Source organism: Pseudomonas sp. UBA6753 (genome assembly GCF_002453565.1).
GTDB classification, from domain to species: Bacteria; Pseudomonadota; Gammaproteobacteria; order Pseudomonadales; family Pseudomonadaceae; genus Aquipseudomonas; species Aquipseudomonas putida_Z.
Genome location: NZ_DKHD01000045.1, coordinates 126,955 through 140,677, shown reverse-complemented (window position 1 = coordinate 140,677; position 13,723 = coordinate 126,955). Strand labels below are relative to the sequence as shown.

Genomic DNA, 13,723 nt, shown 5'->3' with positions numbered 1-13,723 from the left:
GATATCCCTGTGGGAGCGGGCGAGCCCGCGAACAGGCCCTTGGGTCAATGCACGGTCTTGCGCTGCCGTACACACTCCTGGGCCTGAGCGGTCAGTTCGTCCAGCCGCTCATCCCGCATCTGTTCCGCTTCGATCATCGCATCCTCACCCTGCTGGTTGAGCAGGTAGGTATGGATCTGCATCACTTCCGCCGTCTGGTAGATCGGCGCAATATCCAGCCGTCCTATCAGCGCGCCGCTAGCCCGCCCGGTACTGCTCATCAGTACCTGCGGCCCGTTGGCGGCCACCACCTGCATGCCCATCGCCTCGAACCACGGTACCTGGCTGGCAAAGGCATTCAGCTCGACGCAGGCATGGCGTGCCTGCAGGTCGCCCAGCAGGGCGCGGGCGATGCCCTGGCGACGATGGCTGGCGCGCACGGCCAGGAACGCCAGGGCGCACGCCTGTTCGTCGTCCTCGGCCGGCAGCGACAGGGCAAACCCCAGCAATTGGTCCGGTGCCTCTGCATCCAGCGCCAGGGTTAGCGTCACGGCCAGGCCGCGGGTGCCGTCCAGTGCTTGCAGGTACTGGTGCACCTCCATGCCGACGCCGTACTGGTACAGCGGGTACAGCGGGTTGTCGGCACTGATGGCGACACTGCTCAGTTCGCCGACGTGGTGGATCACCAGTTCGCGGATCTGGTTCTGGAAAGATTCAGGCGGCACGCTGTCGAGGCGGCTCAGGATGAACATCGGGGGGCAGGCTCCGGCGGGTAGATGGACGGCCCGCGCCATGCGGGCGCGGGCTGTACAGTCTAACCGGTTTTGCCGATCAGCCTTGTATCTGCAATGCACCGAGCATCAGGTCGAGGTTCTGCACCGCCGCACCGGAGGCACCTTTGCCGAGGTTGTCGAACACTGCGGTCAGCAGCACCTGGCCATGCTCAGGGTTGGCGTAAAGCGCCAGGCGCAGGTCGTTGCTGTCGTTCAACGCCTCGGGGTCGAGGTTCGGCGCTGCGCCGTGCTGGTGCAGGGGCATCAGCTGGACGTGGCAGGCACCCTGGTAGTGCTGCTGCAGGCAGGCCTGCAGCTGTTCAGCACTGACCTGGCCGGGCAGCAGGCGCAACTGCAGTGGGATGCTCAGCACGATGCCTTGGCGGTAGGCACCGTAGCCGGGCATGAACATCGGCCGCGCCGACAGCCCGGCGTGCTGCTGGATTTCCGGCACGTGCTTGTGCGCCAGTTCCAGGCCGTACAGTTGCAGGGCCGGGGTTTTGCCGGCGGCGGGCTGTTCATGCCGTTCGACTGCGGCGCGACCACCACCGGAATAGCCGGAGATGGCGTGGATGTTCAGCGGGTAATCCGCTGGCAGCAGGCCGGCCTTGACCAGTGGGCGCAACAGGGCAATGGCGCCGGTGGGGTAGCAGCCGGGGTTGCTGACGCGCTTGCTGTGCGCGATGCGCTCGGCTTGCTGCTCGTCGAGCTCCGGCAGGCCATAGACCCAGCCTGGGCTGGTGCGGTGCGCGGAGCTTGCGTCGATCACCCGCACTTGCGGGTTGTTGATCGCCGCCACGGCCTCGCGGGCGGCATCGTCGGGCAGGCACAGCAGGGCGATGTCGGCGCTGTTGATTGCCTCGCGGCGCCGTTGCGGGTCTTTGCGCTCGGCTTCGGGCAGGGTCAGCAGGCGCAGATCGCTGCGGCCTTGCAGGCGGGCATGGATCTGCAGGCCGGTGGTGCCTTGGTCACCGTCGATGAAGACAACAGGGGTGTGCATGGTCGAAGTCCGGTCGGGGAGGGATGGCCTATGCTCGCTTGTGGCTCTGGTAAAGAAAATTTGAATATGATGATCGATATATTCATCTTTTCTGAATGAGTTTGGCCCATGCGCGAAATCAGCCTCGATCGCCTCCGCACCCTGGTGGTCATCTCCGACCTGGGCTCCTTTGCCGAAGCCGCTCGCCAGCTCAACCTGGCACCGCCCACCATCAGCCTGCACGTGGCCGAGCTGGAGGCGCGCATCGGCGCCCCGTTGCTTACCCGCACACGCGGTCAGGTGCGGCCCACGGTCATCGGCGAAACCCTGCTGGCCCGTGCCCGTCGCCTGCTGGCCGACGCCGACCTTGCGCTGGATGAAGTGCGCCGACAGGTCGAGGGCCTGACCGGCCGGGTGCGCCTGGGCGCTTCCACCGGCGCTATCGCCCACCTGCTGCCGCAGGCGCTGGAGCACCTGCGTACGGTGCACCCGGGGATCGATGTGCAGGTACAGGTGCTGACCTCCCAGGCCTCGTTGGCGCGCTTGCGCGAGGGCACGCTGGATATCGGCCTGGTGGCCTTGCCACAGGTGGCCGGCAAAGGGCTTGCGGTTACGCCCTGGCGGCGCGACCCGATCCTGGCCTACGTGCCGGCCGACTGGCAGCCACCGGCCAAGGTCACGCCGGCCTGGCTGGCGCAGCGGGCGTTGATCCTCAACGACAGCAGCACCCAGCTTTCGCGGGTGACCGGCGAGTGGTTCGCGGCAGCGGGGTTGTACCCCGAGCCGCGAATCGAGCTGAACTACAACGATGCGATCAAGAGCCTGGTCGGGGCTGGGTATGGGGCGACGCTGCTGCCGCAGGAGGGGGAGTCGGCCGAGCTGGACCGGCGCATTGCCCGCCGGCCGCTGCGGCCGGGGTTGTGGCGGCAACTGGGCATTGCCTGCCGGGAAGGGCAGGTGGAGCGGGCCACGGGGTATGTGTTGCCGGCGATTGGGCCGCGGGGCGGCCCCTGGGGTCACCCCCGCTCTCGGGCCCGCAGCGCGGTCACTGTCTCCCCGCCAACCCCCCAGTTATCGGTCGGCACCTCCTCGATCACCACAAAGGTACTGGCCGGCGGCTTGCCCAGCACCTGCTGCAGCATGCGGGTCGTCTGTTCGATCAGCTGGCGCTTGTGCTCAGCGCTCACGCCTTCATCGGTCACGCGAATATGGACATAGGGCATGGTTCTCGCTCCTCTGTCAGTGCCAGGTGCCAGCGGTGCTACCGCCATCCACCGGCAGGATCACGCCGCTGACGAAGCGTGAGTCGGCCAGGTACAACACTGCATCCACGACATCCTGTGGCAAGCCGGTGCGGCCACTGGGTGACAGCGCGCCCATGCCTTGTGTGTTGCCGCCATGCAGCGGTGTTTCGATGATCCCCGGCGCCACCGCGTTCACCTGCACGCCGCTTGCCGCCAGTTCCAGTGCCAGGCCTTTCACCGCCTGGTTCAGGCCACCCTTGACCAGTACCGGCAGCAGGGCCGGCACACGGGTGTCCGGTTGCAAGGCGATGGAGGCGGTGATGGCGATGATCTGCCCATGCCCTTGCCTGGTCATGATCCGCGCGGCTTCCTGGGCCGGGTAGAAGAACCCCTTGAGGTTGGTACCGACCAGGGCGTCGACATCCGCTTCGCTGTACTCGGCAAATGGCTTGGCAATGAAGATGCCGGCGTTGTTGATCAGCAGGTCGACCCCGCCAAAGGCTTGCTCGGCGCTGGCGAACAGGCGCTGCGCCGTGCCCGGCTCGGCGATGTCGCCAGCCACGCCGATGAAGCGCGATGGGTTGCCGAGGCGGGCGGCGGCTTGCTCAAGGCGGGCTTGGCTGCGGGCGTTGCCGACCACGTTGTCGCCGCGTTCGAGGAAGGCCTCGGCCAGGGCGAAACCCAGGCCGCTCGAGGCCCCGGTAATGATGACGGTGCGTGGCGTGTTCATGTGCATGATCTCCAGTGAAGTGAGCCATGGGCTCGGTGTGAAGCCACTGTAGGTTGCAATCAGCACTTGAAAAATGAGGCGCGGGGCATTTCAATCGATACATCATGTAATCAATCGAGCTTTCATGACCCGCCATTTCGACGATCTGCAACTGGGTAGCCTGGAACTGTTCTGCCTGGCCGCCGACAGCGGCAGCTTCACTGCTGCGGCCACGGAGGCCGGCGTTACACCGGCGGCGGTCAGCCGCAGCGTGGCACGCCTCGAAGAGCGCCTGGGCGTGCGCCTGTTCGTCCGCACCACCCGGCAGATGCGCCTGTCCGCAGCCGGCCAGGCCTATTACCAGCAATGTCGGCAGGCACTGGGACAACTGGTCGAGGCCGAGCGCCAGGTCACGGGCGGGCAGGTCGAGCCGAGCGGCCGCCTGCGTATCAGTGCACCCACGCCCTATGCTCATCATCGGCTGTTGCCGCTGCTGCCGCGGTTTCGCCAGCGTTACCCAAAGGTGCAGGTGGATGTGCATGTCAGCAACCGCAACGTCGACTTTGCCGAGGAGCCGTTCGACCTGGCCATTCGTGGTCGCGAGCCGGCCGATTCGCGGCTGGTGGCGCGTCGCCTGGAAGATGCCGAACTGGTGGTGGTGGCCACGCCGGGCTACCTGGCCCGTGCCGGCACGCCACGAACACCGCACGACTTGCTGCAACATGAGTGCATCCAGTTCGAACTGCCCAGCAGTGGTCGCCGCCCGCCGTGGAGCTTCCTTCAGGATGGCCAGCAGGTGGAGATCGAAACCCAGGGTGGGTTCACCTGCCTGGGCGACTTCCTCGCCACCGCCACGCTGGTGCGCCACGGCGGCGGGCTGATGCAGGCTTATCGCTTTACCGTGCAGGACGCACTGGCCAGTGGCGAACTGGTGGAAGTGCTCGCCGAGTTCGGCGGCACTTCGCGGCCGTTCATGCTGATCTACCCCCAGGCCCGGCACATGCCGCTGCGGGTGCGGGTGTTCATCGATTTCCTGTTTGCCGAGGGGGCATAGCCCCCGGGCTGAGGCGAGGCGTCGGGGCGTATGGCCGACTATGCTGTTTGCTGCGTCGAGCCAATGTCATCTCGACGACCCTTCAGGTTTTCCAGGAGAACGCTCCATGAAATCCACGAAATGCATACCCTTGCTGGTGATTGCCTCGGTCCTCAGTTTTGCCGCACACGCAGACCCGGCGAGCAACTGTGCGGCCAAGATCAAGGAACTTGAGGATTTCGACAAGGCCAGTGGCCAGGCAATGCATGGCGGCATGGCCCATGACTTCAAAGTCCACCTGCAAAATGCCAAGGATGCTCAGAGCAAGGGTGATATGACTCAGTGTCAAGCCTCGGCCGACCTGGCCAAGACTATCTACAACAAGGCACGTAGCAGGTAAGCGCTTCCTGGCCCTTTCGCGGGTAAACCCGCTCCCACAGCATCTCCAACAGGCTCAAGGCCAGCGCGGTACCTGTGGGAGCGGGTTTACCCGCGAAGAGGCCAGTGCAGGAAAGCCCAGTCAGAACCAGCGATCGTTCTTCCTGCGCCCACGGGTCAGCGCCGGCAAGATCAGCCCCGCCAGCAAGCCCGCGCCGGCAATGCTGCCGCCATACACCATGTAGCGCATCATAACCTGCTTGTTCTCGTCCCCCAGGCGGGCCTGGGTATCGCGCAGCTGCGACTGGCTCTGGTCGAGCTGTTCATTCAGCGCCTTGTTGCGCGCCTCCAGTTCGTCGATCAGCTTCTTGCGTGAATCCAGGGTTTCCTGCATGCCCTGCACGCGGCTCTTCCAGCTGTCGTCGATGTTCTTCAACTGCCCGGTCAGGTCCGCGACCTGGGCATCGAGCTGCGGCAGGCGCTCGCTCTGGCCTGGCACCGACTGCAGGTCGTTGCTGAGGATCCACACCACATCGCCGTTCTGCCCGCGCACCTGGCTGTAGTTGCCCTGGCTGCCAATCAGGGTCAGTTTCTGCCCGGACTTGAGCGTACCGACAATGCGGTGGCCATCGGTGGGGCCGCTGCGCACATAGGTGCTCAGGCTGTCGCTGACCCAGCGTGCGTCGCTGGCAGGCTCTTCGGCGTGCACCGGTGCGGCAAGGGCCACCAAGGTGGCGATCAGGCCGCCGCGCAGGGCAGTGAGGGCGGAAGCAGTTGGGCGGGAATCGGGCATGTTGGGTCTTCGCTGAAACAGGACAAAAGTAGGCCCGGTGACTGGGCCGATGAACCGGTCGGTGAGTTGACCGTCAGCGAAAGACCGTTTTTTTGTAGGCGGGTTCACTACCTGACGTCGGAAATGTCTGCAGGATGTTGCAGGGCCCGGCTTGGCTTTGCTGCATTGCCAATGAGGAAAATGTCGTGGAGTACCCCTTGTCGATCCTGTGAATTCACCCTGCTTGCCGGGGCTAGACTCAGGAGCTCACATTCATTCATGGAGCAAGGCCATGACTGCCAGGAACACCATCTGCCTCTGGTACGACAATGATGCCGAAGAGGCAGCGAACTTCTACGCCAGTGTCTTCCCCGACAGCAAGGTAATCGCGCTGCACAAGGCGCCGAGTGATTACCCGTCGGGCAAGGAGGGCGACGTGATCACGGTCGAATTCACCGTCATGGGCATTCCCTGCGTGGGGCTCAATGGAGGCAAGGCCTTCACGCACTGCGAGGCGTTTTCATTTCAGGTCAGCACCGAGGATCAGGCCGAGACCGACCGCTTTTGGGATGCCATTGTCGGCAATGGCGGCGAGGCCAGCGTCTGCGGCTGGTGCAAGGACAAATGGGGGATTTCGTGGCAGATCACCCCGCGCATCCTCATCGAAGCCATCGGGCACCCCGACCGGGCAGCGGCCAAGCGGGCGTTCGAGGCCATGATGCAGATGGGCAAGATCGATGTGGCCAGGATAGAGGCGGCGTTGAAGGGCTGATTACGGCAGTAAAGTACCCGAGCATTCGTTACCCGGAAGACCTCGAGTCCTATGACTACGAAGGCGAACTGCAGCCGGGCATGGCCTTGTGCGTGGAGGCCTATGTGGGCGAAGTGGGCGGCCGTGACGGGATCAAGCTGGAGAACCAGTTGCTGGTGACCGAGGACGGGTATGAGCTGTTGACCCATTACCCGTTCGAGGAAAGCTTCCTGCGCGATTGATTGGGCAACCCGGGACCGCTTCGCGGTCCCTGTGGGAGCGGGCATGCCCGCGAAGGGCTGCAAGGCAGCCCCGGTTCCAAAGGCTTGCCCGATCAGTTGCCGGTCACTTCGGCCTCTGCCGACGCCGGCTTGGCCGAAGTCTTCTTCTCCTGCACCACGATGTAGAACTCTTTGCCATGCTTCACCGCGCCATACAGCACGGCCTTCTCGATCAGTTCGTTGCCGCGCAGGTGGCGCAGCATCATCGGGTCCTTGCGCAGGTCGCGGTACAGCGCCAGGCACAGCAGCACCATCACCACCACGAACGGCAGGGCCACGACGATGGTCAGGTTCTGCAGGCCGGTCAGCGCCTCGCCGGGGTCGCGCGGGTCGCCGATTGCCAGCATGATCGCCGCAACAGTACCGGTCAGCGCACCCCAGAAGATCACCGTACGTCGCGATGGAGTGGTGGTGCCGTGTTCCGACAGTGTGCCCATCACCAGCGAGGCCGCATCGGCACCGGAAACGAAGAAGATACCCACCAGAACCATCACCAGCACCGATGTCGCCGAGGCCAGCGGGTAGCTGTCCAGCAACTGGTACAGCGCGTGGTTGCTGTTGACCGCACCATTGGCCAGCTGGAAGGCGCCTTCGCGCAGGGCGTCGATACTCGCGCCGCCAAAGATGGTGAACCACACCAGGCTGACCAGGCTCGGTACCAGCAGCACCCCGGTAACGAACTGGCGGATGGTGCGGCCGCGGCTGATGCGAGCAATGAACATGCCCACGAACGGCGTCCAGGAAATCCACCAGGCCCAGTAGAACACGGTCCAGCCGGCCAGCCAGCTGTTCATCTGCTCACCGCCGCTGGCGTTGGTGCGGGCCATCATTTCCGGCAGCATCTTGACGTAGATGCCGATCGAGGTTGGCAGCAGGTTGAGCATCAGCAGGGTCGGGCCGACCATGAACACGAACAGCGCCAGCACCAGTGCCAGCACCATGTTGGTGTTGGACAGCCACTGGATGCCCTTGCCGATGCCCGACACCGCCGAGGTGACGAAGGCGATGGTCAGCAGGGTGATGATCGAGATGTAGAACAGCTTGCCGGGGCTTTCGATCCAGCCGTTGTATTCCAGGCCTCCGGCGATCTGCAGCGCGCCCAGGCCCAGCGAGGCCGCCGAGCCGAACAGCGTGGCGAAGATCGCCATCATGTCGATCAGGCGGCCGAGCGGGCCGTTGGCATGCTTGCCGATCAACGGCCGGAAGGCGGCGGAAATCAGCTGCGAGCGGCCGCGGCGGAAGGTGCCATAGGCAATCACCAGGCCGACGATGGCGTACATGGCCCAGGGGTGCAGGGTCCAGTGGAACAGCGTGGTGGCCATGGCCACCTGCATCGCTTCGCTGGACTGCCCGGTGGCCGTCCCGGGCGGTGGCGACACATAGTGCGACAGCGGTTCGGCAACGCCGAAGAACATCAGGCCGATGCCCATGCCAGCGCTGAACATCATCGCCACCCACGACACCGTACGGAATTCTGGCTGTTCGCCATCACGGCCCAGCGGGACCCGGCCGTAACGGCTGGCCGCCAGCCACAGCACGAACACCACGAACAGGGTGGAGGTGAGCACGAAGAACCAGCCGAAGTTGAGAATGACCCAGGATTGCGCGCCGGAGGCGCTGCTGGCGAGGCTGGCCTGGTTGAGGAAGCCCCAGAGGACGAAAGCGATTGCCAGGAGGCTGGTGAAACCAAAGACGATCCAGTCGAGCTTGCCCTCGAAACGCCGGTCCTGGCGTGCTTCTGCGGTTTTCGAGGGGTCCGTCACGCCAAGGTCGAGCGTTTCGGTGATGTGTTCCTTTGCCATGAATGATGAGGCCCCTTTCTGGCTTACCGGCTGGTGCAGGCTTGTAGTTTTGTGTGGGCTACCGAGTTCGATGACTGCCTCGGCGAGGAGATTGCTGGCGGGATTATCCTGCGCACGAAACGGCAGCTCCTGTCCCGATAACGCCCCGGGGCGTCCATTACGCGACCTGCCAAATACTTTTAGTTCTGGGGGCGATGGCCCTTTCTGCTTCGCGTTCTGGTAACCTGATGGGCATTCCCCGGGCCTGCACATCCGAGCACCGTAGAAGCGCTGCTGCTTGTGGGCCTGGCCGTACCAGGAAACGGAGATTCGTCCAAATGGCCACTGACCGTGTGAGCCTGATTCATTTCGATAAATTGAGCATGAGCCCTGCCGCTGCCGATCGGTTCCAGAAAGCCCTCGACGCGCTGGAAGCGCTCAAGCTGCAGGACCGTTACGTGTATCTCATCGCTCCTTATCTGGGTGATGTCGCTGACGCCTCCGACCGCGAGCAACTGGCCACCGCCCTGGAACAGGGCTTGCGCGTGGTCGACGAGCTGCTGGCTGCCAGGTCGGTCAGCAAGGTCAAGGCCGAGGAAGTGCGCCAGGTGTTCCACGGCGCCGCCGAGCGTGCGCGGGCAGAAATGCCCGGCTGAGTGGCGGCATGGCCAAAGACATCGACAACCCTTGCGTCTCGCTGTGCCAGCTCAATAGCGAGCTGTGCGTGAGCTGTGGCCGCACCCGTGACGAAATCCGTAAATGGCGGGGCATGAAGCGCCCCGAGAAGATGGCCACCGTACAGCGGGCGGCAACGCGGATGAAGGCTATCGCCAAGAAGGCGGCCAAGCGGCAGAATGCCGACTGAACCTGCGCACCCTGTGCGCGGCCTTTCCTGATTGTTTGACGAGCCTGAAAATGGATTCTCACTCGCTGTTTGCCTTTACCCTGGTCGCTGCCATCGCGATCGCCAGCCCCGGCCCTGCCACCCTGATGGCCATCAACAACAGCCTGGCCCATGGCCAGCGCAGCGCGATCTGGTCGTCGCTGGGCAATGGTTCGGGCCTGTTCTGCCTTTCTGCTGCGGCCATGCTGGGCTTGGGCGCGCTGCTGGCCAGTTCCGAAATGCTGTTCAACGCCGTGAAGATCCTGGGGGCGGGCTACCTGTTCTACCTGGGGGCGCGGCAATTGCTGAAAAAGAGCCCGATGCTGGCGCAGGGCGCCGCAGAGGGTGTGGCCAAGGTCCGGCCCACGCCGCTGAAGCTCTACAAGTCAGCCTTCCTCACGGCAGTGACCAACCCCAAGGCGACCATGTTCTTCACCGCACTGTTCCCGCAGTTCATCGACCAGGGGGCGGCGCTGCTGCCGCAGTTCCTGATCCTGACCGGGATATTCGTGGCGTTGTCGCTGGTTTCGCTGAGCCTGTATGCCGCGCTGGCAGCGCGGGCCAAGGGCGTGCTGACCCGGCCGTCGCTGTCGCGCTGGGTCAGCCGGGTGGTGGGCACTACCTTCATCGGTTTTGGCGCGGCGATCCTGGCGATGCGCCGGCAGGGGGCCTGAAGTACGAGGGCCGCTCCTTCTGGCCGATAAAAGGCTAACCTGATGGCCATACATGGTCCAGACTGTCTACAGCACGCACAGATGGGTGCTGCAGTCGACCACAGGATGTGGCAGCCTTTGGCCACCGCTCCGGGTCTGCGGATGTCACATGTGCCGAGGGTTGTCGATGATCGAGCGCTGCTTTCGCCACGCCTTGTTGCTGCTGCCGTGCCTGCTGCTGCCGCTGGCGGCGGTAGCGCATGAGGAATGCCGGCGGCTGACTGCCACCGGCAACCCGGAATACCCCCCCTACCTGTGGCGCGACCCGCAGAACCCCCAGCAACTGATCGGTGCCAATGCCGACCTGCTCAAGTACCTGGGCAAGCAGCTGGGGCTGGAAATCGAGGTGGTCTACGGCGGGCCGTGGTCGCGCGCCCAGGAAGAAGTGCGCACGGGCCGGATCGATTTGATGGCTGGGTATTTCCTGACCGAGGCCCGCCGGCAACAGATGGACTTCATTGCCCCGGCATTCCTGCATACTCCAAGTGTTGTCTGGGTGCGCCAGGACAATACCTTTGCCTACCGGCAATGGGCCGACCTGAAGGGGCGCAAAGGCGGCACGCTGGTCAACAACAGCCACGGCCAGCAGTTCGACGACTACGCCAGGACCAACCTCACCCTCGAAGCGGTACCCGGTGCCAGGCAGGCATTCGAGAAGTTGATGCACAAGCGCAGCGATTATGTGGTGTACGAGCAGTATCCCGGCTTGGCGCTGGCGCGCACATTGGGGATTGCCGACACTTTGCAGGTGCTGGAGCCACCGATATCCAGCGAAGGGCTGTACCTGGCGCTGTCGCATGACTCGCCCTGCAACCAGCCGAAGCTGCGTGAGGCGCTGGCGAGGGAGATGGAAAAGATCGTTGCCGGGGCGTTGCCGGAGCAGCTGTTGCAGCAAAACCTGGAGCGTTGGCAATAAATAGCAGCCTGGTATGCGCTCCTACAGGGACCGGGCCAGTTGCTCGGCTTCCTTGGCCCGGGTCACGCTGACTGCGCCGGGCAGGGTGACATCGTTCTTTGCTGCGAGGATCTCGGCCATGACGCTGACGGCAATTTCGGCCGGGGTCTTGCTACCGATATAAATGCCGATAGGGCCGTGCAGGCGCTGCAACGACACTTCGCTTTCGCCAAAGTGTTCGATCAGCCGCTCGCGGCGCAGCTGGCTGTTGCGCCGTGAGCCGATGGCACCGATATAGAACGCCGGGCTGTGCAGGGCTTCGAGCAGGGCCAGGTCGTCCAGCTTGGGGTCGTGGCTGACGGCGACGATGGCGCTGCGCAGGTCTGGGGCGAAGGCGCGGACCACGTCGTCCGGCATGCCGGCCAGGTGGTTGACGCCGGCAACGTTCCAGCCTGCCGTGTACTCGGGGCGCGGGTCGCACAGTGAAACGCTGAAGCCATTGAACAGGGCCATGGTCGCCAGGTATTCGGCCAGCGCGCCGGCACCGATCAGCAGCAGGCGGTAGCCGGGGCCGAGGGTGCTGAGCATGTGCTGGCCATCGAAGCTGAACAGTTCGGGCGTGGTGGTGGCGGTGAGGCTGGCCTCGCCGCTGCACAGGTCAAGCCCACGGCGTACCAGATTGCCGCCGTCGAGGCCGGCGAGCAGTTGCTCGAGGTGCGGCAGCGACGGGGCGAATTCCAGCACCAGTTCGAGGGTGCCGCCACAGGGCAGGCCGAAGCGGTGGGCCTCGTCGGCGCTGACGCCATAGCGCACCACCTGGGGCAGGCCGCCGGGCATGCCGGGGCCGCCGTAGGCACTGGTGTAGCGGTGAATGAGGTCGTCCTCGATGCAGCCGCCAGAGACACTGCCAACCACACGGCCGTCGCTGCGCAGGGCCATCATCGAGCCCACCGGGCGGGGGGAGGAGCCCCAGGTGCGGGCGACCGTGGCGAGCAGGGTGCGGTGGCCGGCGGCGAGCCAGTCTCGGGTGGTGCGCAGGACCAGCAGGTCGATGCTTTCCATGGGTACTCCATTGAATCTGATGTTGGCTGTGCCGGCCTCTTCGCGGGCTTGCCCGCTCCCACAGGGACCCCACAGTCCTGAAGGGCGGCGCCATACCTGTGGGAGCGGGCGTGCCCGCGAAGAGGCCGGTACAAGCACTACCCATTTCAGCGCATGTGCAAAATGATCGGGCTACTGCTGGCCGGGTCGGTATCCCCACGCAACTTGCCCACCGCCTGCGCATTCACCGCGCCACCATTGTTCCCCCAGGCACTGCGCACGAAACCCAGCACATCAGCAATTTCCTGGTCACTCAACTGCTCACGGAAGGCCGGCATGCGATAGGCATCGGGCAACCCGGCCGTCACCACCCGCTGCGAACCATTGAGGGTGATATTGATCGCCGAGGCGTCTTCCTTGGCCAGTGCCGAAGTAGCGCCGGCCAAAGGCGGCATCCATTCGGCCTGGCCCTTGCCGTCCAGGCCGTGGCACGACGCACAGCGGGTTACATAGGTATGCGCCCCAGGGCTGTCGAGCCGCGCCGCCGTCGTTTCGGCCTGGTACTGCCACGGCTCACCGTCGCGTTGCGGGTCGCCGGGCAGCGACTTCAGGTAGCGGGCGATGGCGGCCAGGTCGTCGTCACTCATGAACTGCGTGGAGTTGTTGAATGCCTCGGTCATCGAGCCGAATACCACCGCATGCCGGTTGCGCCCGGTCTTGAGGAACTGCGCGATCTCGGCCTCGCTCCAGCGCCCCAGCCCGGTGTTAGGGTCGGCACGCAGGCTCGGTGCATACCAGCCATCGAGCAGGGCACCAGCGAGGAACGGCTTGCCGCTGTCATCCAGGGCCTTTTCGTTGAAGGCCAGGCCGCGTGGCGTATGGCAGCTGCCACAGTGGCCAGGGCCCTGGACGATGTAGGCGCCGCGGTTCCACTGGGCATCCTGCCCGGCCTGGTCGGCGTATGGCGTGGTGGCGGCGAACAGGCCGTTCCACATGGCAATGGGCCAACGCCAGTTCAGCGGCCAGGGAATGTCGCTGGCAAGGTTGGCTTGCTGCACGGGTTGCACGCGGTGCATGAAGAAGGCGTACAACGCCTTTACATCGTCATCGCTGAGCTTGGCGTAGGACGGGTAGGGCATGGCCGGGTACAGCCGCCGGCCACCGGGCGCGACGCCCTGGCGCAGGGCACGGTCGAAGTCGGCCAGGCTGTAGCCACCGATGCCGGTGTCGCGGTCGGGGGTGATGTTGGTGGCGTGGATCGCCCCCAGCGGGGTGGCCATTTCCAGCCCGCCGGCGAACGGTTTGCCGTCCGGCAGGCTGTGGCAGGCCACGCAGTCGCTGAGTCGGGCCACGTACTCGCCACGGCTGACCAGCGCCGGGTCGGCAGTGGTGGCCTGCGCATCGGCAAATGGCGAGGCGGGCTCGCGGGTGACGTACCAGGCCAGCAGGCCTGCCGCGACCAGGCACGGCAGCGCCAGCCAGCCAGCGGTTCTTGCGAAACGGTGGGTCAT

Annotated in this window: 16 protein-coding genes and 1 pseudogene; 9 read left to right on the top strand and 8 right to left on the bottom strand. The window is 64.9% G+C overall.

The genetic code is table 11. The features are described 5' to 3' along the window. Positions 1–44: 44 nt before the first annotated feature. Complete coding sequence (locus B2790_RS17995; protein WP_025338801.1) at positions 45–731, bottom strand: GNAT family N-acetyltransferase; 687 nt, start codon at positions 729–731, stop codon at positions 45–47. A gap of 79 nt (positions 732–810) precedes the next feature. Next, a complete protein-coding gene (gene argC, locus B2790_RS17990; RefSeq protein WP_286919385.1) occupies positions 811–1,752 on the bottom strand; it encodes an N-acetyl-gamma-glutamyl-phosphate reductase in 942 nt (313 codons plus the stop codon). Positions 1,753–1,860: 108 nt separating this feature from the next. Here argC and B2790_RS17985 point away from each other — a divergent pair. After that, positions 1,861–2,724, top strand: a pseudogene (locus tag B2790_RS17985) (LysR family transcriptional regulator); the annotation flags it as partial. 23 nt (positions 2,725–2,747) lie between these two features. Here the strand turns inward: B2790_RS17985 and B2790_RS17980 are convergent. Then, on the bottom strand, positions 2,748–2,954 hold the full coding sequence (locus B2790_RS17980) for a tautomerase family protein (RefSeq protein ID WP_025338803.1): 207 nt from the start codon (positions 2,952–2,954) through the stop codon (positions 2,748–2,750). A 16-nt stretch (positions 2,955–2,970) separates the two neighbouring features. Continuing rightward, positions 2,971–3,705, bottom strand: coding sequence for an SDR family NAD(P)-dependent oxidoreductase (locus B2790_RS17975; protein WP_025338804.1), 735 nt, complete (start codon positions 3,703–3,705; stop codon positions 2,971–2,973). 124 nt (positions 3,706–3,829) lie between these two features. Between B2790_RS17975 and B2790_RS17970 the strand changes: the two genes are divergently transcribed. Both B2790_RS17970 and B2790_RS17965 read left to right on the top strand, forming a co-directional pair. Further along, positions 3,830–4,738, top strand: a complete 909-nt coding sequence (locus tag B2790_RS17970) for a LysR family transcriptional regulator (RefSeq protein ID WP_003259239.1) — start codon at positions 3,830–3,832, stop codon at positions 4,736–4,738. 106 nt (positions 4,739–4,844) lie between these two features. Further along, a complete protein-coding gene (locus B2790_RS17965) occupies positions 4,845–5,117 on the top strand; it encodes a hypothetical protein (protein ID WP_046615461.1) in 273 nt (90 codons plus the stop codon). Positions 5,118–5,237: 120 nt separating this feature from the next. Here B2790_RS17965 and B2790_RS17960 read toward each other — a convergent pair whose 3' ends face one another. After that, complete coding sequence (locus B2790_RS17960) at positions 5,238–5,888, bottom strand: TIGR04211 family SH3 domain-containing protein (protein ID WP_085692793.1); 651 nt, start codon at positions 5,886–5,888, stop codon at positions 5,238–5,240. A 271-nt stretch (positions 5,889–6,159) separates the two neighbouring features. Between B2790_RS17960 and B2790_RS17955 the strand changes: the two genes are divergently transcribed. Together B2790_RS17955 and B2790_RS17950 are read left to right on the top strand one after the other, a co-directional pair. Then, positions 6,160–6,639 (top strand): VOC family protein, encoded by a 480-nt coding sequence (locus tag B2790_RS17955; RefSeq protein WP_085591580.1) that lies wholly within the window; start codon positions 6,160–6,162, stop codon positions 6,637–6,639. 80 nt (positions 6,640–6,719) lie between these two features. Then, positions 6,720–6,860 carry a hypothetical protein gene (locus tag B2790_RS17950; protein ID WP_286919384.1) on the top strand — a complete coding sequence of 47 codons (141 nt, stop codon included), beginning with the start codon at positions 6,720–6,722 and terminating at the stop codon, positions 6,858–6,860. A gap of 92 nt (positions 6,861–6,952) precedes the next feature. Here the strand turns inward: B2790_RS17950 and B2790_RS17945 are convergent, their stop codons facing one another. Further along, entirely contained in the window at positions 6,953–8,701 is a 1,749-nt protein-coding gene (locus B2790_RS17945) for a BCCT family transporter (protein ID WP_286919383.1), read from the bottom strand. Between the two features lie 317 nt (positions 8,702–9,018). Here B2790_RS17945 and B2790_RS17940 point away from each other — a divergent pair, with 317 nt between their 5' ends. The 4 genes from B2790_RS17940 to B2790_RS17925 all read left to right on the top strand — a co-directional run bounded on the left by B2790_RS17940 (position 9,019) and on the right by B2790_RS17925 (position 11,192). Further along, the gene (locus tag B2790_RS17940; RefSeq protein ID WP_286101737.1) at positions 9,019–9,336 is read left to right on the top strand and encodes a hypothetical protein; all 318 of its coding nucleotides are present in this window, start codon (positions 9,019–9,021) and stop codon (positions 9,334–9,336) included. A gap of 8 nt (positions 9,337–9,344) precedes the next feature. Beyond that, a complete protein-coding gene (locus B2790_RS17935; RefSeq protein WP_012271937.1) occupies positions 9,345–9,545 on the top strand; it encodes a DUF1289 domain-containing protein in 201 nt (66 codons plus the stop codon). Positions 9,546–9,595: 50 nt separating this feature from the next. After that, positions 9,596–10,237 (top strand): LysE family translocator, encoded by a 642-nt coding sequence (locus B2790_RS17930; protein WP_025338811.1) that lies wholly within the window; start codon positions 9,596–9,598, stop codon positions 10,235–10,237. 166 nt (positions 10,238–10,403) lie between these two features. After that, positions 10,404–11,192, top strand: coding sequence for a substrate-binding periplasmic protein (locus B2790_RS17925; RefSeq protein WP_085665657.1), 789 nt, complete (start codon positions 10,404–10,406; stop codon positions 11,190–11,192). 21 nt (positions 11,193–11,213) lie between these two features. Here B2790_RS17925 and B2790_RS17920 read toward each other — a convergent pair whose 3' ends face one another. Beyond that, positions 11,214–12,233 (bottom strand): XdhC family protein, encoded by a 1,020-nt coding sequence (locus tag B2790_RS17920; RefSeq protein ID WP_286919381.1) that lies wholly within the window; start codon positions 12,231–12,233, stop codon positions 11,214–11,216. A 146-nt stretch (positions 12,234–12,379) separates the two neighbouring features. Next, on the bottom strand, positions 12,380–13,723 hold the full coding sequence (locus B2790_RS17915; RefSeq protein WP_286919380.1) for a c-type cytochrome: 1,344 nt from the start codon (positions 13,721–13,723) through the stop codon (positions 12,380–12,382).